The 20,925-nt window shown below is 71.3% G+C and carries 15 protein-coding genes; 4 read left to right on the top strand and 11 right to left on the bottom strand.

From position 1 onward, the window contains the following. Positions 1 to 25: 25 nt before the first annotated feature. From bcsA to bcsB, 7 genes are read right to left on the bottom strand one after another with little or no spacing between them, the layout of a single operon-like run. Positions 26 to 2,563 (bottom strand): UDP-forming cellulose synthase catalytic subunit, encoded by a 2,538-nt coding sequence (gene bcsA / locus CFB82_RS07605; protein WP_089483894.1) that lies wholly within the window; start codon positions 2,561 to 2,563, stop codon positions 26 to 28. Continuing rightward, on the bottom strand, positions 2,560 to 3,339 hold the full coding sequence (bcsQ, locus tag CFB82_RS07600; RefSeq protein WP_069247726.1) for a cellulose biosynthesis protein BcsQ: 780 nt from the start codon (positions 3,337 to 3,339) through the stop codon (positions 2,560 to 2,562). The genes bcsA and bcsQ overlap by 4 nt, the downstream gene beginning before the upstream one ends. Beyond that, a complete protein-coding gene (locus CFB82_RS07595; RefSeq protein ID WP_069247725.1) occupies positions 3,336 to 3,554 on the bottom strand; it encodes a hypothetical protein in 219 nt (72 codons plus the stop codon). Before CFB82_RS07595 ends, bcsQ begins: the two co-directional genes overlap by 4 nt. Next, positions 3,551 to 5,515: a cellulose biosynthesis protein BcsE gene (bcsE, locus tag CFB82_RS07590; protein WP_089483804.1), complete on the bottom strand. Its 1,965-nt coding sequence runs from the start codon at positions 5,513 to 5,515 to the stop codon at positions 3,551 to 3,553. The genes CFB82_RS07595 and bcsE overlap by 4 nt, the downstream gene beginning before the upstream one ends. Positions 5,516 to 5,524: 9 nt before the next feature. After that, positions 5,525 to 9,406: a cellulose synthase subunit BcsC-related outer membrane protein gene (locus tag CFB82_RS07585; RefSeq protein ID WP_089483803.1), complete on the bottom strand. Its 3,882-nt coding sequence runs from the start codon at positions 9,404 to 9,406 to the stop codon at positions 5,525 to 5,527. After that, positions 9,391 to 10,611 carry a cellulose synthase complex periplasmic endoglucanase BcsZ gene (gene bcsZ / locus CFB82_RS07580; RefSeq protein WP_089483802.1) on the bottom strand — a complete coding sequence of 407 codons (1,221 nt, stop codon included), beginning with the start codon at positions 10,609 to 10,611 and terminating at the stop codon, positions 9,391 to 9,393. Before bcsZ ends, CFB82_RS07585 begins: the two co-directional genes overlap by 16 nt. Before the next feature lie 3 nt (positions 10,612 to 10,614). Beyond that, on the bottom strand, positions 10,615 to 12,936 hold the full coding sequence (gene bcsB, locus CFB82_RS07575) for a cellulose biosynthesis cyclic di-GMP-binding regulatory protein BcsB (protein WP_089483801.1): 2,322 nt from the start codon (positions 12,934 to 12,936) through the stop codon (positions 10,615 to 10,617). 482 nt (positions 12,937 to 13,418) lie between these two features. On the opposite strand from bcsB, the gene CFB82_RS07570 reads away from it, so the two are divergent. Then, positions 13,419 to 14,441: a sensor domain-containing diguanylate cyclase gene (locus tag CFB82_RS07570; protein ID WP_256990293.1), complete on the top strand. Its 1,023-nt coding sequence runs from the start codon at positions 13,419 to 13,421 to the stop codon at positions 14,439 to 14,441. 65 nt (positions 14,442 to 14,506) lie between these two features. Here CFB82_RS07570 and CFB82_RS07565 read toward each other — a convergent pair whose 3' ends face one another. The 4 genes from CFB82_RS07565 to CFB82_RS07550 form a co-directional block, all read right to left on the bottom strand. Further along, complete coding sequence (locus CFB82_RS07565) at positions 14,507 to 14,959, bottom strand: hypothetical protein (RefSeq protein ID WP_069247719.1); 453 nt, start codon at positions 14,957 to 14,959, stop codon at positions 14,507 to 14,509. Further along, on the bottom strand, positions 14,959 to 16,371 hold the full coding sequence (locus CFB82_RS07560; RefSeq protein WP_089483799.1) for a phosphatase PAP2/dual specificity phosphatase family protein: 1,413 nt from the start codon (positions 16,369 to 16,371) through the stop codon (positions 14,959 to 14,961). The genes CFB82_RS07565 and CFB82_RS07560 overlap by 1 nt, the downstream gene beginning before the upstream one ends. Next, on the bottom strand, positions 16,368 to 18,137 hold the full coding sequence (locus CFB82_RS07555) for a bifunctional alpha/beta hydrolase/class I SAM-dependent methyltransferase (protein ID WP_089483798.1): 1,770 nt from the start codon (positions 18,135 to 18,137) through the stop codon (positions 16,368 to 16,370). The genes CFB82_RS07560 and CFB82_RS07555 overlap by 4 nt, the downstream gene beginning before the upstream one ends. Before the next feature lie 81 nt (positions 18,138 to 18,218). Beyond that, positions 18,219 to 18,824, bottom strand: a complete 606-nt coding sequence (locus CFB82_RS07550; protein WP_089445401.1) for a CDP-alcohol phosphatidyltransferase family protein — start codon at positions 18,822 to 18,824, stop codon at positions 18,219 to 18,221. A gap of 134 nt (positions 18,825 to 18,958) precedes the next feature. On the opposite strand from CFB82_RS07550, the gene CFB82_RS43145 reads away from it, so the two are divergent. From CFB82_RS43145 to CFB82_RS07535, 3 genes are all read left to right on the top strand, one after another. Further along, the gene (locus CFB82_RS43145) at positions 18,959 to 19,189 is read left to right on the top strand and encodes a hypothetical protein (RefSeq protein WP_174944719.1); all 231 of its coding nucleotides are present in this window, start codon (positions 18,959 to 18,961) and stop codon (positions 19,187 to 19,189) included. Between the two features lie 102 nt (positions 19,190 to 19,291). Beyond that, on the top strand, positions 19,292 to 19,924 hold the full coding sequence (locus CFB82_RS07540; RefSeq protein ID WP_011351684.1) for a lysophospholipid acyltransferase family protein: 633 nt from the start codon (positions 19,292 to 19,294) through the stop codon (positions 19,922 to 19,924). 37 nt (positions 19,925 to 19,961) lie between these two features. Then, positions 19,962 to 20,891 (top strand): phosphatidate cytidylyltransferase, encoded by a 930-nt coding sequence (locus CFB82_RS07535; protein ID WP_069247715.1) that lies wholly within the window; start codon positions 19,962 to 19,964, stop codon positions 20,889 to 20,891. Positions 20,892 to 20,925 lie beyond the last annotated feature (34 nt).

Here is a 20,925-nt window from a genome sequence, read left to right as displayed (position 1 = left end):
AACCCACTCCATGATGAGCGCCGCGTCAGTCGCGCGCCCGATCGAGTTTCGGCGCCAGCATGGCCAGCAGGCCGCGCGCCGCACCCTTCCACATCCGTACGTTGCCGTCCAGGCCGATACGCAACACTTCCTTCAACCCGCCGAGCGGCGTGTCGACCCGCTGGCCTTCGTGCCAGTCGAGCCACGCGTCCGCGCGGCCGAACGTGCATTGCACGAGCTGGCGCTCCTGTTCGAGCGTGAGTTCGTCGAAGCTCACGCCGACATGGGTCGGCGTCACGCGGCTCACGCGCACCGGGAACGGGAACGACCGGTCGCCGCGCGTCACGCACACCGTCAGCGTGTCGCCGACGGCAAGCGGGAGCCCCGGCACCGCTTCGAGGCCGAGGCCGCCGGTCGAGTAGTCGCTCGTGAAGCACGCGGCCGTCGAGCCGTCGGCGAGCAGCAGCATGGCCGGCACGCGCATCGCGATCCGGTGCGTGACGCGCACCTGCTTGGTCTCGCGCGCCACGGCCAGCGCCGCGCCGAGCATCGCGAGGTTGTACACGGCCCAGCCGAGCGTGATCAGGATCGTCGACGCCTCGTCGCCCTGGTCGACCCCCAGCCGCCACAGACCGGCGACGATCGCGAGCACGTTCAGCCCGAACAGCACCAGATACGGCTTCGACGTCGACCAGTCGACGTAGCCTTCGTCGATCTTGCCGCCCTTGTCGGTCACGTTGAACTTGCCGTGCTTCGGGCTGAAGAACGCGACGGTGGTCGGCAGCGCGATGTACCACGCGAGCACCGACTCGTAGACCTCGGCCCAGAACGAATGGCGGTAGCGCCCCTGCATCCGCGAATTCGCGACGTTCGCGAGCACGAGATACGGGATCACGTAGCTCGCGAGCGCGAGCGACGACGCGTTGATGAAGTACAGGTGGAAGAACAGGTACGCGATCGGAATCGTCAGGAACACCAGCCGCGGAATCCCGTAGAAGAAGTGCAGCATCGCGTTGCCGTAGCAGATCCGCTGGATGAAGCCGAGCCCGCGCCCGAGGAACGGGTTGTCGATGCGGAAGATCTGCGCCATCCCGCGCGCCCAGCGCGTGCGCTGCTTCACGTGGCCCGCGAGGCTCTCGGTCGCGAGGCCGGCCGCCTGCACGGTCGGCAGGTACGCCGACGTGTAGCCGCGCCGGTGCAGCTTGAGCGCCGTGTGCGCATCCTCGGTCACGGTCTCGACCGCGACGCCGCCCACCTCTTCCAGTGCGCTGCGCTTGAGCACCGCGCACGAGCCGCAGAAGAACGTCGCGTTCCACAGGTCGTTGCCCGACTGCACGAGGCCGTAGAACAGATTGCCTTCGTTCGGGATCTCGCGGAACGTGCCGAGGTTGCGCTCGAACGGATCGGGCGAGAAGAAATGGTGCGGCGTCTGCACGAGCGCGCACTTCGGGTCGCGCAGGAACACGCCCATCGTCGTCTGCAGGAACGAGCGCGTCGGCACGTGATCGCAGTCGAAGATCGCGATGTATTCGCCGTGCGTCTTCGGCAGCGCGCGGTTGATGTTGCCGGCCTTCGCGTGGCGGTTGTCGTCGCGCGTCACATAGTCGATGCCGGCCTCGCGCGCGAACGCCTCGAATTCGGGGCGCTTGCCGTCGTCGAGCAGATACACGCGCAGCTTCGCGCTCGGCCAGTCGATGCTCTGCGCGGCGAAGACGGTCGGCTTCACGACCGACAGCGGCTCGTTGTAGGTCGGGATGTAGATGTCGACGGTCGGCCAGGTGTCGGGATCGTCGGGCAGCGGCACGATCGGCCGGTCGAGCGGCCACGCGGTCTGCACGAAGCCGAGCAGCAGGATCATCCACGTATAGGCTTCCGCGCCGTACAGCAGGTAGCCGGCGACGGCCTCGACCGGGCCGCGGAAATCGAGCGTCTGCGTGGTGCGCCACCACACGTAGCGCACCGTCGCGAGCAGCGCGAGCGACGCGAGCGCGAGCGTCGGCAGGTGGCCCGGCAGGCGGCGCAGCGCGAGCGCCAGCACCGCGACGATCGCGAAGAACGCGAACTGCGCGCCCGGCATCAGCGGCGACATCCCGGCCGCGGCCCACAGCAGCGCGCCGGCGATCAGCAGCAGCGGCGCGAGCCAGCGGCGCCGGCCGACGCCGTTCGCGCGCGCATCGAGCCAGCCGCCCCAGCGCACCCACGGCAGGCGCGCGAGCAGCGCGTCGATGCGCCGGCCGACCGCGCGCCCGGCCACGTAGACGGGCACGACATACTTGTCGAACCACGCGAGCGGATCGCGCGCGGGCCGGCCGTCCGCCGCACGCGGCGCGCGCACGATCGCACGCCACAGCCATTCGCGCGGGCTGAGCGGCTGCAGCACGCCCCACTCCTGCGCCAGCCGCAGGAACCCGACGCGCACCCAGCGGCGCACGTGATCCGGCCGGCCCGGCGGCGGCGCATGGAAGAACAGCCGCACGATCCAGTCGACCAGCGTGCGTTGCGCCGGCAAGCCGATGCCGCGTGCGAGCCAGTCGGCCGCACGACGGCCGACCGCACGCAGGCGCAGCACGAAGCCCGCGTTCATCGCGCCGCTCCGCGGCGCCCGGCGGCGCCTGCCGCCAGCCACGTATCGACCCAATTCGCGACGCCGTTCAGGTCGTGCGACGCCTGCGAATACGGCGCATCGTCGAAGATCCAGCTGCCGCGCGCGAGCGCTTCGGGCAGGGCCGCATCGACGTGGATGCGCTGCTCGAGCATCGACGCCGGCCCCGCGACCGCGCGCAGCATGCCGAGCGCATCGCGCTGCATGTCGCGCGCCGGATTCAGCCGGTTCACGACGATCTGCAGTTCGCCGCCGCCGGCACGCAGCGCACCGAGCCGCGCGGCCGTCGTCGCACACGCGCTCGGCTCGGGCGGCACGACCACGAGCGTCAGGTCCGCGCGGCGAATCGCCTGCTCGGCCTGCGTCGACGGATAGCGCGCGGTGTCGATCAGCACGACGCCGTCGGCCGGCAGCGCAATCTCGTCGAGCGCGCGCGACAGCCACGCGGGATCGGCCGCGAGCCGCGCATCGCACGCGGCGGCGCCGGCCGCGTCGACCTGCCCGTACGGGACGAACAGCACGCCGTCGGCGTTACGCCACGTCTGTGCATGCCACGGCTCGCCGCCGCCGAGCACGCTCTGCGCGAGGCCATGCTCGGCCAGCGAGTCGAGGCCGAGCGTCGCGCCCATCAGGTTCTGCGCATCGAATTCGACGGCGACGACCGGCCGGCCGCGACGCGCGAGCAGCACCGCGAGCGCGGCCGTGAGCGTCGTGCGGCCCGCGCCGCCCGTCGTCGACGTAATGGCGATCGTCTTCATCGGGCCGCCTCGCCGCTCCGCTCGCCGCGCTCCGCATCGGGCAGCAGCCGCCCGCGCAGCGCGACCGGCACGAGTTCGCAAGGCACCGCGTCGCGCCGGTCGATGCCGCGCGGCGCATGAAAACCGCGGCCGATGCCGAGGTGCTGCGCGATGATCCACACCGGCACCGCGATCACGATGCCGACGATGAAACCGATGACGATTTCGGCAATCATGCGACTCCCTCCTTGCGCAGCGGCATCGCGCTGCGGACGGCGCTGCGCTTGCGCGCGGCGGGAATGACGGGTTCCGGCGCCGATGCATCGACAGCCGCGGCCGCCGGTGTCGCACCGATCGCCTCGAGCGCGACGATCGTATCGATGGCGTCGATCGCGCCACTCACTTCGCCCGCGTCGGGCAACGCCGCGCCGAGGTCGGTGCGCACCGACGGTTGGCGCGTCGCGCCCGCCGGCTGCGTGGTCGCGAACAGATCGCTGTAGTCGGCGATCGGCGCGCGCCGGTTCTCCGCCTTCAGCGCATTGAGCTCGGTGTCGATGCTGCCGTGGCCGAGGCAGACGACCCGGTCGGACAGCGTGTCGACCGGCACGTCGAAGATGCGCGCGAGCGCGTCCTCCGCATCGACCGGTTCGCACGCGAACAGGAACACGTACAGGTGCGCGGCATCGGCGGTCACGACGTCGCCCGCGCGGCGCGGCCGACAAGACCGCAGCGCGTCGACATGCGACACGCCCGGCAGCAGCGCGATCTTCGCGAGCGTGTGCGGCAGCGCGAGCACGGCGCCGCGATCGAGCACCGCGCGAATCCGCAGGCAGAACGCGCCGACCGGCAGGTAGCCCAGCACCGAATCGCCGAGCGCGGCCGCGAGCGCCGCACGATAGTCGGCCGCGACGGGCCGCGCATAGAGCTGGCCGCGCAACGCGTGCACGGCGGCCTGTATCCGCGATACCGGCAGGTCGCGCGCGACGACGCGGCTCGCGCCGACGCTCAGCACGAGCACCTCGAACTGCTGGCGCAGCACTTCGCCGCGCTCGACGACCGCGATCTTCAGCGCACCGCCGCACTGCCGGCGCAATGCGTGCACGTCCGCGCAGAGCGCTTCGAGCTGCGCATGCGAGCGGAACACCAGCACCGCGGTCGCGGCCTGCGCATGCGCGCAGGCGGCGACGACGGCCGCGTTGTCTTCAACGACCTCCCAGCCGTCCGGCACGCGGTTCGCGCCGTCGAGCACCGCGCGGCTGACGACGACGCGATCCTCGTCGCTCGCGATCTTCATCCGGTGCGCGGGCTCGGTCGCGCCGCCGTCGACGTTCGCCGACAGCCGGCCGCCCGGCGCAAAGCGCAGCGGCCGCACTTCGCCGGCCGCAAGCGTATCGCCCGCCCGCCAGAAATCGACGACCCACAGCAGCTCGCCGTGCGTGCGCTGCAACTGCGCGACGCCCGAGCAGATACCGTGAAAACCGCTGCGCGGCGCGCGATCCGCATCGCGGACGAGCGGCGCATCGTCGGTGCGCGCTTCGCCGCCCGCACGGGTCGCTTCGGGATCGAGCAGCAGCACCAGCGCGATCCGGTGCGTGCGGCACCAGTCGGCGAGTGCATGCGCCTCGTCGGCGAGCGCGATCGGGTCGTCCCAGCTGAACCAGCGCTGCGCGCCCTCGACGAAATACAGCGAGCGCGCGCGAAAGCCGTAGCGCTTCATCGCGCGCAGGCCGCCGGTCAGTCGTGCGAACGGGCCCGGCGCCGCGCGGCGCGGGGCGTCCGCGGTTGCGCCGGCGCCGGTGTTGTCACCGTTGGCCGGCTCGGCCGCGGGCGGCATCGCCAGCACGTTCAGGTTGCGCGGCCAGCCGGCCGGCTGCGCGCCGCCAGCAAAGCCGCGCGCCTGCATCTGGTCGGCGACCTGCGCCGCGTCGCGTGCGAGCACGACCGTCACGTCGCGCGTGCGCGCCTGTCGCGCGCTCTCCCAGACGAGCGCATCGCAGGCCGGCGTGGCGCCGGCCGCGTAGATCGCGTACAGGCCGCCGGCTTCCAGTTGCGTCCACGCATCGGGCAAGCCGTCGATCGCGAGCCGGCTCACCGTGCCGACACGGCCGCCGGCCGGCGCGCCCAGCAGCGCGCGCAGCCAGCCCAGCAGGCCGGCAGCGCCGAATGCGGGACGAGTGGCATCGAGTTCCGTATTCACGGCGTTCCCCTAGTAATCCGAATAAAGCCGCACCGGCGTCGGCGTGACGAGCCAGCTGCGTTGCGCGCGCGCGTCGAACGCATAGCGCAGGTACACGAGCGCCGAACTCGGTGCGTAGTCGTGCGACCGGTCGACCTTCAGCTGCGCGCCGACACTCAGGTGCGGGTTCACGCGGTACTCGACGATCCCGTTGATCCCGTACGAGAACGACACGCCGCGCGTCGAGCTGCCCGCGTACACGAACCCGGCCGCCACCTGCGCGGCCCGCTGGTCCGACGACATCGGGTAATACAGCGAATCCTTCTCGTAGCTGTTCGAGATCCCGCCCGTGACGGTCAGGTCCCACGACAGCGCATCGTGCCGCCCCGCCCATTCGATCGGCACGCCGAGCGACAGGTAGCGTTGCGGGCTGTAGTAACCGCCCTGCCCGTACGTGTAGTAGCGCAGGTTCTCCGCGTAGTGCCACGCATTGCCGACGAGCCCGGTGCTGACCTTCATCGTCGCGCGCTCGTACACGGGCACCGTGAAGCCCGTGCGCAACGTGACTTCCGCGTTGCGTTCGACGTTGCGGCCGGACAGCACGCCCGCGCCGAGTTCCGCGAACAGGTTCGTGCGGCCGACGTCGACCGACGCGCGCAGGTTCACGCCATCGCGGCGCACGCCGCCCCAGACCGCGCCGGTCCACGGGTCGCGCATCCCCGAGTACGACAGCACGCTGCTCGTTTCCGGCCGCCGCGACGCATTCACCGAGAAACTGGCCGGGCCCGCGTCGAAGCGATAGCGCACGCCGCCGACCAGGTAATGCACGGGGAAACCGAGCGGCGACGTGCCGAGATCGAAGCGCCATGCGTCCGTCAGGTAGCCGGCGCCGAGCGCGACGCCCGTGGCCGTCTGGTGCAGCGAGCCCGGCGGATTCGCGATCGACGCGGGAGTCAGCGCGTTCTGCGCCTTGAGCGCCGCGTAGCTGCCGAAGGTACTGAGCGAATACGCGTTCGGGTTGCTCGTGTCGAGCGTGCCCGGGTCGAGATGCACGGTGTCGATCTGCGCGAACACGTGCCCGTCGTAGCGGATCGGCATCTGCATGTAGATCGGCACCTGCTGCGCGCGATACGACGAGATGCCTTCGTCGCCCGACTTGTACGCGGGCGTCCAGCCGGTTTCGATCTCGGGATTGCGCCGCTGCTGGAGATCCGCGAACGCGGCCTGCGCGGGCGTCAGCCCATCACGGCCCGGGCTCACGCCCGTCGTGCGCTCCTGCGACTGCGACAACCGGTACAGCGACGCCGCATCGTCATAGCGCCCCTGCGCCTCGGCCACGCGGCCGGCCGCGACCGTCACATCCGGGCGCAACGGATACGCGGCATGCAGCCGGTCGGTCACCTGCACGGCTTCGTCCGGACGGCGCAGCGCGTTCAGCCGGCGCACGATCGACAGTTGCGTGTCGACGTCGTCGTCCGGCGTGCGCGCGAGCACGGCCTGCACGCGTGCGAGCGCGCCGGCACGATTGCCGCTGTCCTCGTCGATCCGGGCGAGCGCGAGCTGCGTATCGGCGTCGTCGGGGGTACGCGCGACGACCGGCGCAAGCGCGGCGCGCGCTGCATCGTAATGGCCTTGCGCGCGTTCGAGATCGGCCAGTTCGAGCGCATAGCGCTTGTCCGCGCGGCCGGCCGGGCTCGCACGATCGAGCAGCTTGCGCGCCTGCGCGTAATCCTGCTGCGCGATCGCGTCGTCCGTCTGCCGCAGCACGAGCCGCAGCGACTGGTCTTCGATCCTCGCCGTCTGTGCGGGCGTCAGCGACGGTTCCCGGCGCAGCGTGTCGAGCCACGCGGCCAGCGCGTCGTCGCGCCCCGCGCTGCCGAGCAGGTCGCCGTAGCGCAGCCGCACGTCCGCGTCGGCTTCGCGCGGATGCGCGACGATCCAGTCGTGAAGCGGCGCCAGGCCGCGATCCGGCTCGCCCGCGTCGATCCACTGCGCCCCGATCGCGGCGAGCATGTCGGGGTCGTCCGGCGCGCTGGCCTGCGCATGTGCGAGCGTGGCGGCGAAGGCCGCGCGATCGCCGCGTGTGTACGCGCCGCGCGCGTCGGCCAGGGCGCTTTCGGCATCGAGCTTGCGCGCAAGCGCCCGCATCCCGTCCGAACGCTGCGCGTCGTCGACCGGTGCGAGCGCGGCCTGCGCGCCCGCGACGTCGTCGAGCGAATTGCGATACAGCGCGGTCGCGTAGCGCATCTCGGGCGTCGCGCCTTGCGCAAGCCCGTCGTCCATCACCGTGCGGCCGAGCTGCGGCAGCCCCATGTCGCGATAGAGGCGCGCGAGCGCGAAGCGCGTCCACGGCGCGTCGGGCGCGGCGCGCACGGCCGCCTCGTAGCGCTGCGCGGCAGGCCCGCGTTCGCCCTTGTCCGCCAGCGCGCGCGCCTGGTTCGCGAGCAGGTCGGCACGCAAGCCGTCGAGCGCGCGCCGATCGTCGCGGCCCGTCACGCGGCCTTGCAGCGCGTCGAGCAGCGGGCCGATCTGGTCCGCGCGGCCGGTGTTCTCATACAGCGTGGCCGTGCCGCGCACGGCCGAGAGGTCCGGCGAACGCGCGGCCAGCAACTCGCGCAGCAACGGCTCCGCGCGTGCCCAGTCGCGCTGCGCGAGCAACGCGTCGGCCAGCTGCAGCTTCGCATCCGGGTTGCCCGGCTGCATCGCGAGTGCCGCGCGTGCGGCACGCTCCTCGTCCTGCGGACGGCCTGCGGCGGCCGCCGCGCGGCCTTGCGCGAGCAGCCCCCAGAACTGCGCGGTGCGCGCGAGGCCCTGCCATTTGCCGCGCTGGTCGGTCGAAAGCGTCGCGGCGCGCGTGAACAACGTGCGCGCTTCGTCGTGCCGCCCTTCGCGCAGGCGCAGCAGGCCGAGCCCGCCGACCGCGTCGGCGTCGTCCGCCCGCGCCCGCGCGGCACGCGTGAGCAGCGGATCGGCGCCGCCCAGGTCGCCGCGCGCGAGCGCCTGCAGGCCGCGCTGCTGCGCGATGTAGTCGGGATTGCGTTCGAGCTGGCGCTGCGCGTCGCGCTGGCGATCCAGTTCCGCGACGCGCTCGACGAATTCGGTATCGTCCGGCACGAGCGCGAGGTACGCATGCAGGGCATCGAGATACGCGGGATCGCTGCCGGCCGACTGCAGCACGTGCCGCCACAGCGCCATCGCCTCCGTACGGTCGGCGTCGGCGCGCTTCGCGAGCGCCCAGGCGATCCGGTTCGCCTCCGGCCGCGTATCGGCGCGCTGGTTCAGGAGCCGCGCGAGCGCCATCGTCGCGCTCGTGTCCTGCGGATCGGCCGCGACCGCGCGGCGCAGCGCGGCGATCGCCGGCTCGCGCCCGCCCGGCGCATTCGACACGATCTGGTAATACTCGGCGCCGAGCGCACCCGACGGCGCGCCGTTCGGAAACAGCGCGACGATCCGCCGGGCTGCTTCGTCCGCGCGGCCGCTGCGCGCGAGCAGGCGAATCTGCGCCATCTCGCCCCGCCCGCTCGTCGCGACGCGGTATTCGTCAGCCGCCCGCCGCGTGGCGGGCGCATTCGGCGCCTGCGCCTGCAGGCGCGCGAGCGACGCCTGTGCGCCTTTCGCATCGCCGAGCCGCAGCAGCACGCGCACCTGTTCGGCCAGCAGCTCGGGATCGCCCGGCGCGATCAGCAGCCCCTTGCGCAGCGCATCGCGCGCGAGGTCGTCGCGATGCTTGACGCCCCACATCCGCGCGGTGTCGAGCTGACGCTGCGCATCGGCGGACGCGGCAGTCGCCGGCGTCGCGGGGTTCGCCCGTGTTGCGTCCGCGGCGGTGCCCGGCGCCGCCGCGCACACCGACGACGCGAGCCATGCGAATCCCGCGACGTGCGGCGCGGCGCGCTTCAGCGGACGGCGCACGAGCGGCCTCCCCAGCGGGCGTCGAGCGTGCCGTCCGCGCTGAACCGGTAGCGCCCGTCGCGCCAGCCGAGCCCGAACAGCGTCAGCACGCTCGTGTAGTAACCGGGCGGCGACTGGCGCGCGAGCGTATCGACACGCGCCGCCTGGGCATCGGCCAGCGCGCGCTGGCCGCGCGCGTCGAGGAACGGCACGGCCGCCGCCGAGAAGCCGCCGTTGCCGTCGTTCGGCCCGGCGACGCCGGTCGTCGTATCGACTTTCTCCGGCGGCGCGCCATGCGCGGCGATGTAGTCGGCGAACGGCGCAAAACGCGCGAGCATCGGCGCGGCGAGCGGATCGGCGCGGTCGAGCATGCCGGCCCACAGATAGACGCGGATCGCGTTGTACGCGCTCTCCGCATGCGTGTCGCGATCGGGCCCGAAGCCCGTGCCCGCGCGATACAACGCCCAATCGGGTGAGAAGCCTTTCGGTGCGGTGTCGAGCAGCACGCGTCCAGTGCTGGAGACGAGCGCGGCCCAGCGCTTGTCGTCGGGCAGGCGCGCGCCGAGCGCACGGATGACCTGCGGCGGCGAATAGCTCGGGTTCACGCGCCACTGGCCGTCGGCGAGCTTGAACCCCGTCGGCCCGGGCAGCAGCGTGAGGCCGAGGCCCGGCACGGTCGCCGTCTCGACGTCGAGCACGCGCTTCGCGAGCAGCGCGCCACGCGCCGTGTAGCTGCGTTCGTGCCACAGCCGCCCGGCCTCGACGAGCGCATACGCGATCCACAGGTCGGCGTCCGACGCCGCGTTCGCGTCGAGCACGCGCCACGCGCCGTCGGGCGCGCGGCCCCACAGCCACGCGGGCAAGTGTGCGCTCAGGTCGCCCTGCGCGAGATTGTTCTCGGCCCATGCGAGGATCGTGTCGAACATGCGCCGGTCGTTCGCGACCAGCGCGAAGAACAGTCCATACGCCTGCCCCTCCGATACCGTGCGTGAATCGGCCGAGCCGACGTCGATCACGCGGCCGTCGGCCGAGATGAAATCGCGCTTGAACGCGTCCCAGCGCGGCCACGCCGCGCCGCATCCCGCGTCGGTCGCACCGGCTCCCGCGGCCTGCGCACGCGTGGCCATCCCGGCCGCCGCGCACGTCATCGCCACCGCCAGCGCGAGAGCCGCGCCGACGCGCCGCGCCGGCCGCATTGCCCGTCGCTTCGCCATTGCCCGCGCCATCCGTTACATCCCCCGACGACGCGCAGCGATTCTCTGCAGCACGCTGAACACGCCGAGCGCGAGCAGCAGCCCCGCCACGACGCCGACCGCGCCAAGCACGACCGGATGCCGCGCCGCCTGCGTCCACACCCGCGCATACCACGGCACGAATCCGACCACGTAAGGCTCGCCGACGCGCAGGCTGTCGACCTGCCCCGGCCGCACCAGCGCCAGATCGCCCTGCAACTGCGACACGAGCCCGGCGTTCTCGAACACGTTGAGCAGGTCGCCAAGGTGCGGCTGGTCGGTCGCCGTCAGCGCGACGACGCTGCGCCCCCGGCTGCCCGGCAGCTCGAACCCGGCGAGCGCCGCGAGCGAGCCCGTCTGCTCGATATGCGCGCCGCCTTCGGTCAGGCCGACGCCATTGCGCCAGCGCTCCTTCACCGAGAACGCGACGCGCGCGGCGCCTTCGCCGCCCGCGCCACCCTGCTCGCCGATCACGAGCGGCAACGCCGAGCGCCAGTGCGCGAGCAGCGGCGACGTGGGCGAGCCGTCGATCACGAGCAGGTCCTTGCTGCCCGACAGCGCGGCGACGTCGCCGGGCCGCGCGACCTGCACGCGCAGCGCCGGGAAGCCGGTCCATTCGCCCATGTGGCCGAGCATCGTCAGGTAGGCCTCGAGCTCCTGCGGCGACGGCCGGTCGGGCATCACGACGGCCGTCTGCGACAGGTCGGCGAAGCGCGTGAACGGGAAGCCGCTGTTCGCGAAGAATGCGAGGTTCGGCAACTGCGCGTAATGGACGAAGTGCGAGAAGTCGATCGTCGAATCGGGATCGATCGCCGCACGCTGCGGCTCGGTCGCCGTGCTCGAGCACAGGCCCGTCTTCTGCGAATCGAGCGTGAAGCGGAACTGCAGCTGGTTGCCGCTGCCGACCCGGAACGCCGGGATGTCGACGTCGCTCGTCACGCGCCCTTCCGGCACCGACAGCAACGGCAGCTGCATGCGGCCGTGCGCGTCCTCGGCATGGGCCGGCCCGAGCCGGTACGACTTCACGAGCTGGTCGTTGATCTCGACGGCGAGCGTCGAGTTGTCCTGCACCGTCGGCGCCGTGTAGCGATAGCGCAGCGCGATCGGCACGCCCGCGCCGTTCCACGAATGCAGGTCGGACGGCACGCGCAGGTTCAGGCGAATGGCGTCGGGCGACGTGCCGCGCACTTCCAGCTCGCGCGTATCGGGGACGAGCTCGCGGAACGTGATCGGCCGGTTCACCGGCAGCCAGCGCGGCGCGTCGTACGGTTTGCGCGGCGCGCCGAGATCGACGTGCGCGACCGTCGCCGACGGCCCCGACAGCGCCGCGCGGCCCAGCACGAGCGTCGCGACCGCATCGTCGACCTCGGCCGCGGTGCGGCCCGTGACGACCAGCAGCTTGCGCCCCGGCGCGGCCGGGTTGTCGGCCACCGCGAGCAGCGGACCGTTGATCGACGGCAGCGCGAGGCCGGCCGGCAGCGTCGCGGCCGTGCCGATCACCACCGCCTGGTCGTCGGCCGGCAGCCCGGTCGACACCGGGAAGCGCGCATGCCGGTAGTCGGCCAGCGCGCCGAACCACGACGCGAGCACGCCTGCGCTGCGCAGCGTCGCCGAATCGGGTGACGCCGGCAGCACGAACGGCAGCCGCACGCGGCCGTTGTCGCGCCGGTCGAAGAACGGCGCGGGCAGCAGCGCGAGATCGTTCGGCAGGCGAACCGGCGATTCGTCGAGGATCAACTCGCTCTTCGGGCTCACGTCGGCCCACAGCGCCGAGTTGGCCGGATCCTCGCAATGGTCGAGCGTGTAGTGCGCGATCAGGCGCAGGCCGATCTGGTTGAAATCCGAGAAGTAGCGCGGATCGATCGGGATCTCTTGCGTGACCGTGCGGCCTGCCTGCGCGGCGTCGAACGGGACGGTCGCGATGACCTCGCCGTTCACCGACACCTTCAGGTGCGACATCGGGAACACCAGCGACGGCGAATACGCGTAGGTCAGGCGCAGCCGCGCGCCGGTGACCACGCGGTCGAGCCGCACGCCCGCATTGATCGTGCGGGCGTCGTCGGCGCCGCGCAGGCGTAGCGGATCGAACGCGCCGAGCGACGCGAACGGCAGGTGTACCGTCGTCGCCGGCAGGCCGGCTGCGCTCGCGCCGGCCGCCGCGGGCACGGTCGCGGGCACGGTCGCGGGCACCGGCGCCGGCGCAGCGCCGGACGCGGCCGCGACCGGCACGGCCGGCATCGGCGCGGCCGACAGCGCGGCGGCATGCAAAGCGCCGGCCATCGCGGCCGAGAGGACGAGCAGCGACACGGCCGGCTTCATGCGGCACCCCGTTTCATCTGGATCATCCGGTCGTCCGTCGTATCGAAATCGATGCACGCAAAGCAGCTATGCCCGTGAGTGAACATCCCCACTGCTTCCCCTCATATGTATCAAACTGACCTGATTCACTTATCGAAACGATGCGGCGATTCTTTAATCGCGCGTCATCGTGCTGCGCGCGCCTGGCACTGGCACACGCCCATTCGTCACACTATCTCAAAAACAAGCCAAAACTCACCCCGATTAGCGACATTGAAGCGAAAAAAACCTCAATCCGGTCGGAAATGCTGCGCGAGAGGGATGAATGGTAAGAATTGCGCCGTTGTCGCCCGACAGGCCGAACGGCATACTGCCGGCGCGGACCGGCCGGCCGGCGGCGGTCCGTTGCAGACCACCCCGCCGGAACGCGCGGCCGCGAGGCGGCGCGTATGCTACCGCATTCCCGGGCCGCCGGACGTGCTTTCTTTCACGGAAAAACTGAATTGAATCAAATCGTCGACACCGCCACTCCGTCCCCCGATACGCTGCTGCGCATCATCGCCGCGCAGACCGAGATCGCGAAGCTCGGTCTCGATCTCGGCAGCGTGATGGCCTATGTGGCGGAGCAGGTGCCGCAGCTCACCGGCGCGAGCGCCGCCGCGGTCGAATTCGCCGACGGCGACGACATGGTGTACCGCGCCGCGTCGGGCACGGCCGCCGGGATGCTCGGCCTGCGGCTGCGGCGCTCGGGCAGCCTGTCGGGCCTGTGCGTGCAGCAAGGCGCGTTGCTGCACTGCATCGATTCGGAAACCGACCCCCGAGTCGATCGCGACGCCTGCCGGCGGGTCGGCCTGCGCTCGATGCTCGTGATGCCGCTCACCCATGCCGATACGACGGTTGGCGTGCTGAAGGTGATGTCGCCGGAAGTCGACGGCTTTTCGCAGGCCGACGCGGCCACGCTGCGGCTGACGGCCGACCTGATCGCCGCCGCGATGTTCCACGCGGCGCGCAACGAGGCGAACGAACTGTACCTGCGCGCGACGCACGACGCGCTCACGGGCCTGCCCAACCGCGCGCTGTTCTACGACCGCCTGCGGCAGTCGATGCACACGACGCTGCGCGCGAACGGCCGGCTCGGCATCCTCAACATCGACATGGACGGGCTGAAGCCGATCAACGACGGGTTCGGCCACCGCGCGGGCGACGCGGCGCTGCGCGAGATCGCCACGCGGATGCAGCGGGCGGTACGGCGCTCGGACACGGTCGCGCGCATCGGCGGCGACGAATTCGCGGTGATCCTGCCGAACATCGGCAACCGCGACGATGCGCATGCGCAAAGCACGCGGCTCGCGCGCCAGGTCGGCGAACCGTTCGAATTCGAGGGGCGCCCGATGCGGCTCGGCGTCAGCGTCGGGATCGCGCTACTGCCTGACGACGGCACCGACATGAACGCGCTGATCGAGCATGCGGACCAGGCGATGTATGAAGTGAAGCGCACGCGGTCGCAGCGGGTCGCTCACGCGTAACGCGGCTCGACAAGCCGGCGGGTGGAACGACACCTCCAGCCGCCCTCGGCGGCCTTGAACGGGCGCTAGCCGATCTGCGGAACGGCGATCGCGAGCCCGACCACGAGCCACTGGACGATCGCGACGAGCACGCCGGCCCGGCACAGCCCGACCGCGCCGCGCACGCGTGCGTCGAGTGCGCGTCCGGCCTTCGACGCATCGATCCAGCCGAGATCGGCGAGTGCGCGGTCGAGCGCCGCGAGGCCGTCGTCAACCGATCCCTCGCCTGCCGCCGCACGCGCGAGCGCGGCGAACAGCCGGCGGTCGATCTCGATCCGCACCGCGTACCACAGCGCCGCGATCCCCGACCCGGTGCTGATGACGGCCAGCAGCACGCGGGCGATCGTCGCCGGCGCCCAGCCCGACGCGATCCACCAGCCGGCGCCGGCCGCGGCCAGCGCGGCCGCGATCGCCCATGCGCCCGCATCGAGCGCGCCGCGCGCGGCGGCAATCCTGAATGGCGCGGACGGGTCGCGCATCACGCGCCTCCCGCGCCGCGACGGCGATCGATCCACTGCTGCAGCACCGCCACGCCGTCGTCCGACCACACCGCATGCGGCCGCACCGCACGCACGGCGGCCAGCGCGTCACGCGCATCGCCGAGCCCGCGTCGCGCCGCGAGCCACGCGGCCGCGCACAGCACGCTGCGCCCGTAGCCGAGCGCGCAGCAGACCAGCACGTCGCGCCCTTCGCCGTGCAGGCGTTCGAGCGCCGCGACGGCCTGCGCGAGTTGCCCGGCCGTCGGCGCGACGAGATCGAGCTGCGGCACGGTCGCATACGCGAGCGACGCGTCGGCCGCCGCCCAGCGCGGCATTTCGGCGGTCAGGTCGAGCAGCGCCGTGAAACCGTGGCGGCGCACGTCGCGAGTCGTCGGCGTGCGGCCGATCGAAACACGTTCGTCGATCCGCACCGGCGCCGGCTGCCGGAACGTCCATAGCCGCGAATTGATGAACGCGCCCGCGATCGTCGGCGCAAGCAGCCAGCACATGACGACCGGGAACCGCCCGTGTGTGTCCTTCTGGAATGCGCCGGGCGCGCCGCACCGGTAGATCCACGCGACACAGGCGAGCGCCAGCGCGACCCACCCTGCCGCCAGCGCCCAGCCGGGTGCGCGCGGCACGCACGCGAGCGCCATGAGCGCGACCGCCGCCGCGCCAAGCGCATAGCGGCGCGCGAGCGCACGGCCGGCCGCGCCCGGCGACGCATCGGCGCCCGGCAACCGGCCCGCGGCATCGCGCAGTGGAAACAGGAACAGCGCGAGACAGCCGACGGCCGCGCCGGTCGGCACGTCGATCGCGTGATGCTGGTAGGTGGTCAGCACCGACACGCCGATCGCCGCGAACCACAGGTGCAGCACGACGCGCGCGAGCGTGCCGCGCACGTGCTTCGCATAGACGGCCCACAGCACGACGAGCAGCCCGATGTGCAGCGACGGCGCCTGGTTGAACGGCTTGTCGAAGCCCATCAGCAGCGTGAACAGCGCACCGGCCACGCCGCCCGCATCGGGCCGCTCGAAGCCGAAGCGCAACGGCCACGCGATGAAGCACGCGACCGAGATCAGCTGCACGGTCAGCAGCCGCTTCACGTGATCGAGCAGGTCGGCGCGGCGCGTCCAGAAGAAGAACGACAGCGCATATAGCAGGTCGATCGACCAGTACGGCACGATCGTCCACGGCACGAACGGGATCGCATGCTCCCAGCCGAACGCGAAGGTCGGCACCGCCGTGCGGCGCGCGGCGAGCCAGTTCGCGAAACCGTAGGTCGAGAAGAACACGGCGCCCATCACCGCGAGCCAGCCGAAGCGCAGCGCGAACGACGCGTCGCGCGCGCCGGCGCCGGCCGCCGAGGCCGGTTCGGCGAGGTCGCTCGCGCCGCCGCCGAGCGCGCTCATGACGCGTCGACCCGCTGCGCGAGGCTGACCGTGAAAATGCCCATTTCGTCGATCCGCTGGTCGAGCTTGCGGAAGCCCGCGCGCGCGACGAGCTCGTCCATCTCGGCCTGCGAGCGGCGGCGCATCACCCAGGTCGCTTCGCCGCGGTGATTGTTCAGCGCACGCGCGATGAACTCGAGCTGCGGATGCCACGGCTGCCCCGTATAGACGAGATAGCCACCCGGCGGCACGGCCTGCGCGAGCCCGCGCAGCGAGCGCTCGATCAGCGCGTTCTCGCCGAACAGTTCGTAGAGGCCCGACACGATCGCGAGCGTCGGACGCGGCTCGAGCGTCGCGAGCGACGCCTCGTCGAACGCGTCGCCGCGCTCGAAGCGCGCGATCGGCTCCAGGCCGCGCTGCGCGATCAGCACGCGCCCGGCCTCGACGTTCGGCGGGCTGTAGTCGCGCAGCGTGATGTCGTCGGGCGCCGCGCCATCGCGCTCCGCGGCCGACGCGATCGCGTCGAGCACGTAGCGCCCGTGCCCGGCCGCGATGTCGACGATCCGCACCGGTGAGCCTTGGCCGCGCAGGCGGCCGATCGCCGCGCCGATCAGCTCCTGCAGATGCACCTTGCGCTGGCGGATGCCGACCCAGCCCGGCGAATCGAGATAGGTGCGGTCGATCAACGCACCGATGCCGAGCCGCCCTTGCGGGCGGTTGCGGTACACGTAGTCGAGTGTCGAGCCCGAATCGAAGCCGAGCCGCAGCCCGAGCGCGATGCCGTCCGACAGCGCGCCGCCGGCCTTCAGGCCGGCACGCGTGAGCGCCCAGTACGCCCGCGCGAACGCATTCGCGGGCGGCCGCCCGAGCGCCGCGTATTCGTCGTGGAACGCGCCGCGCCGGTCCGCGTCGGCGAGCGACACCCGCGGGCTCGGCGCATCGAATTCGCGCAGCACGAACGCACGCAGCGGGGCGAGCGCCTGCGCGCGGTCGCGTTCGCCGAGCGTGTCGTGATAGAAGCCCGGCAGCACGATGCGCTCCTTGCGCGCGGCGCCGAGGCGTTCGAAGAAGCGGTCCTGCGGGCCGCGATGCACGACCCAGTCGGCGCCCGAGATCAGCAGCTGCGTCGGCACGGTGATCGCGGCCGCGTCGGCGACGATCCGCTGCGCGGTGTCGTGCAGGTCGAGCAGCATGTTGACCGCGATCGGCCGCGTGATCAGCGGATCGGACGCATAGCTCGCGATCCGCTCGGGATCGTGCGTGAGGAATTTCGGCTTCACGTAGCTGTTCACGTAGAACAGCCCGCGCAGCTTGTGCATCAGCCGCAGGCCCGGCCGCGCGAACGGCACGTAGAGCTTGATGTGGAACGCCGGCGACGCGACGACGAGCGCGCGGATCGGCGGCGCATAATCGTGCGCCCAGGTGGCCGCGAGCACCGCGCCGACGCTCTGGCCGACCACGGCCATGTCCTCGATCGCGATGCCGTGCGTGTCGCGGATATGCTCGACGAAGGTCTGCAGGTCGCGCACCGATGCGGCCGCGCTCGGGCTGTAGCCGCGCGCGCCGGGCGAGCGGCCGTGGCCGCGCGCATCCCACGCGAAAAATGCGAAATCGGGCAGGTCGAGCTCGTCGACCAGATGCGCGACGCGCGCCGAGTGTTCGTGGCCGCGGTGCAGCAACACGATGGCGCCGCGGCAGCGCGAGCCCGTGGCGGGCCAATGACGATAGAACAGCGTTTCGCCGTCGTGCGTGATGAAGTCGGCCTCGCGGGCCATGCGTGCGCTCATGCGTTTCTCTCTCGTTTCGTTATTCGAATTTTGGTGCGCCGCCCTCCGGCGCCCGATACCGCAACTGCGCTGACTACTGTTTCAACCGCCCTTTTCCGCGATGCCGGCCTGCACGCGCCGCACCACGGTCACGATCGACAGCACGATCAGCAGCCGCCACAGCCATGCTGCAACGCCGCCGACCGGAAACCCGAGCCCGATCCACAGCGCGAACGCGCCGAGGGCGAGCGCGCGGTCGCTCTTGCCGAACGGGCCGTCGTAGCGGCGGCTCACGCCGACCAGCGGGCCGATCAGCCCCGCGCATTCGACGATTACCGCCGTCAGCGCGAACAGCCAGACGTCTGCCGGAGCGAACGCGGGAATCGCGAGAAACGGCAGCACGAGCGCGACATCGGACACGACGTCGCCGAGTTCGTTCAGGTAGGCGCCGAGCGTACTCTTCTGGCCGTGCTCGCGCGCGAGCATCCCGTCGATCGCGTTGAGCGCCATCCGCGCGAACAGCCACAGCGGGATCAGCAGGAACAGTGCACGGGCGAACACGCCGAGCCCGGCGAGCGCGCCGACGACGATCGAGCCGCCGGCCGCGAACAGCGTGACCTGATTGGCCGTCACGCCGCGCTCGGCGAGCGAGTTCGCGAACGGGCGCAGCGTGTTCTGGAATTTGGGTTTGAGTGCGTAGAGGCTCATCGTTTCGTATTCGTATTATTCGCGCGGCACAGTCGGATACGTTTCCCGCCGCCATGCCCCGGGCGGCGAAACGGCCTTGGACGGCCTTCCATGGACGGCCCTAATCGTCGCCGAGCGGCCCCGATGCGTCAAGCATGCGCCCGGCCCGCACGCGCGGCGCCAATCTGGCGTTTTTGACGGAAACTCGCGATAATCCGCTGGCCCGATCGCAGCGAGATCCATTCGAACTGCAAACGGGCACTCGTGCAACAGCCGACTATCACGCCGCCGACCGGCGCATTCGCCGCGACGCAACCGCGTGTGACGGCGAATCGTCCGATTATCGCGGACCTGCGACAGGCAGCCACGAATTTGAAAAAATTTAAACAAGGGCCGTCCGGCGCGCATCCTGCCGCGCCGACATTCCGGGGTCCCGCCCGCCGCTCACGCGCAGCGGGCCATGCAGGCACGCAGGAGGCGCAGCGCCGATGAACATCCTCAACGTCTGGCAGCGCGATTTCCTGCTGTCCATCGTGCGGCTCGTCGCCGGCGCGTATCCGGTCTGGCATCAGGCGCCGCCGTCCCCGACGCAGAAGATCTACTTCTCGAACCACACGAGCCACATCGACACGCTCGCGATCCTCGCCGCGCTGCCGCGCAACGTGCGCGCGGTCGTGCGGCCGGTCGCCGCGCGTGACTACTGGGACAGCAGCGACATGAAGCGCCACATCGCGCAGAAGCTGCTGAACGTCGTGCTGATCGACCGCCACCGCGAATCCGGCGGCGACCCGCTCGACCCGGTGCGCGACGCGCTCAAGCAGGGCCACTCGATCATCATCTTCCCGGAAGGCACGCGCGGCGCCGAGATCCTGCCGCAGCCGTTCAAGAGCGGGCTGTTCCACCTCGCGACCGAGTTTCCGGACGTCGCGCTCGCGCCCGTCTATCTCGAGAACCTGCAGCGGATCATGCCGAAGGGCGCGATCTGGCCGGTGCCGCTGATCTGCAAGGTGCACTTCGGCGCGAACGATGCGCTCGGCGCGCAGGAAGACAAGCCGACGTTCCTCGCCCGCATGCGCGACGCGGTCGTCGCGCTCGCGCCGCCGCAGCGGCCGGCCGGCTGAACGCGGCGCCCTCTTCTCCCCTTTCCGGATATCAACCATGCGAACCATTTTCTGGGAACTGGTCGCGGGCGTCACGGGCGTGCTCGTCGTCGCGACCGTGATCGGCGCGATCCTCGGCGCACGCAGCGGCGGCACGAGCGCGACCATCGTCAACCTGAACCAGCGCATCCGCGCGTGGTGGGCGATGATCGCGATCATGGCCATCGCGATCGGCCTCGGCAACAACATCACCTATCTGGTGTTCGCGGTGCTGTCCTACCTGACGCTGCGCGAATTCATCACGCTCACGCCCACCACACCGAGCGACCATACGACGCTGTTCATCGCGTTCTTCGTCGCGATTCCCGTGCAATACCTGCTGCTCGGGATCAACTGGTACGGGATGTATTCGATCTTCGTGCCCGTGCACCTGTTCTTCGCGATGTCGCTCGTGTCGGCGCTCACGCAGGACACGCGCGAATTCCTGAGCCGCAACGCGAAGATCAACTGGGCGCTGATGGTGTGCGTGTACGGGCTGAGCCATGCGCCGGCCGTGCTGATCCTCGACATTCCGCACTACGTGGGGCAGAACGCGCTGCTGCTGTTCTTCTTCCTGTTCGTCGTGCAGATCAGCGACGTGCTGCAGTACGTGGTCGGCAAGCTGTTCGGCAAGCGCAAGATCGCGCCGCAGCTGTCGCCGTCGAAGACGATCGAAGGTTTCATCGGCGGCGGCCTGCTGGCCACGCTGTGCGGCGCCTCGCTGTATCGCGTGACGCCGTTCAGCTTCGGGTCGGCGTTCGGCATCTCGCTGGCGATCGTGATCGCGGGCTTCGTCGGCGGCCTCGTGCTGTCGGCCGTCAAGCGCTCGCTCGGCACCAAGGACTGGGGCTCGATGATCGCGGGCCACGGCGGGATGCTCGATCGCGTCGACTCGATCTGCTTCGCCGCGCCGGTGTTCTTCCACCTCGTGCGGTATCTGTACGTGTGATGCGCGGGCGGCGCAACGCCGCCCGTTCCTGCGC

Source organism: Burkholderia sp. HI2714 (assembly GCF_002223085.1).
Classification (GTDB): Bacteria; Pseudomonadota; Gammaproteobacteria; order Burkholderiales; family Burkholderiaceae; genus Burkholderia; species Burkholderia lata_D.
The sequence above is the reverse complement of the archived record's forward strand: the minus strand, read 5'-3'. Positions and strand labels throughout refer to the sequence as shown.

Bases quoted from the DNA above. Each gene is read 5' to 3' on its own strand.
- CFB82_RS07540 (WP_011351684.1), top strand. From the start codon at position 19,292: ATGAACATCCTCAACGTCTGGCAGCGCGATTTCCTGCTGTCCATCGTG.
- CFB82_RS07560 (WP_089483799.1), bottom strand. From the start codon at position 16,371: ATGAGCGCGCTCGGCGGCGGCGCGAGCGACCTCGCCGAACCGGCCTCG.
- bcsQ (WP_069247726.1), bottom strand. From the start codon at position 3,339: ATGAAGACGATCGCCATTACGTCGACGACGGGCGGCGCGGGCCGCACG.
- bcsB (WP_089483801.1), bottom strand. From the start codon at position 12,936: ATGAAGCCGGCCGTGTCGCTGCTCGTCCTCTCGGCCGCGATGGCCGGC.
- CFB82_RS07550 (WP_089445401.1), bottom strand. From the start codon at position 18,824: ATGAGCCTCTACGCACTCAAACCCAAATTCCAGAACACGCTGCGCCCG.
- CFB82_RS43145 (WP_174944719.1), top strand. From the start codon at position 18,959: ATGCGCCCGGCCCGCACGCGCGGCGCCAATCTGGCGTTTTTGACGGAA.
- bcsA (WP_089483894.1), bottom strand. From the start codon at position 2,563: ATGAACGCGGGCTTCGTGCTGCGCCTGCGTGCGGTCGGCCGTCGTGCG.
- CFB82_RS07555 (WP_089483798.1), bottom strand. From the start codon at position 18,137: ATGAGCGCACGCATGGCCCGCGAGGCCGACTTCATCACGCACGACGGC.
- CFB82_RS07535 (WP_069247715.1), top strand. From the start codon at position 19,962: ATGCGAACCATTTTCTGGGAACTGGTCGCGGGCGTCACGGGCGTGCTC.
- bcsZ (WP_089483802.1), bottom strand. From the start codon at position 10,611: ATGGCGCGGGCAATGGCGAAGCGACGGGCAATGCGGCCGGCGCGGCGC.
- CFB82_RS07595 (WP_069247725.1), bottom strand. From the start codon at position 3,554: ATGATTGCCGAAATCGTCATCGGTTTCATCGTCGGCATCGTGATCGCG.
- CFB82_RS07565 (WP_069247719.1), bottom strand. From the start codon at position 14,959: ATGCGCGACCCGTCCGCGCCATTCAGGATTGCCGCCGCGCGCGGCGCG.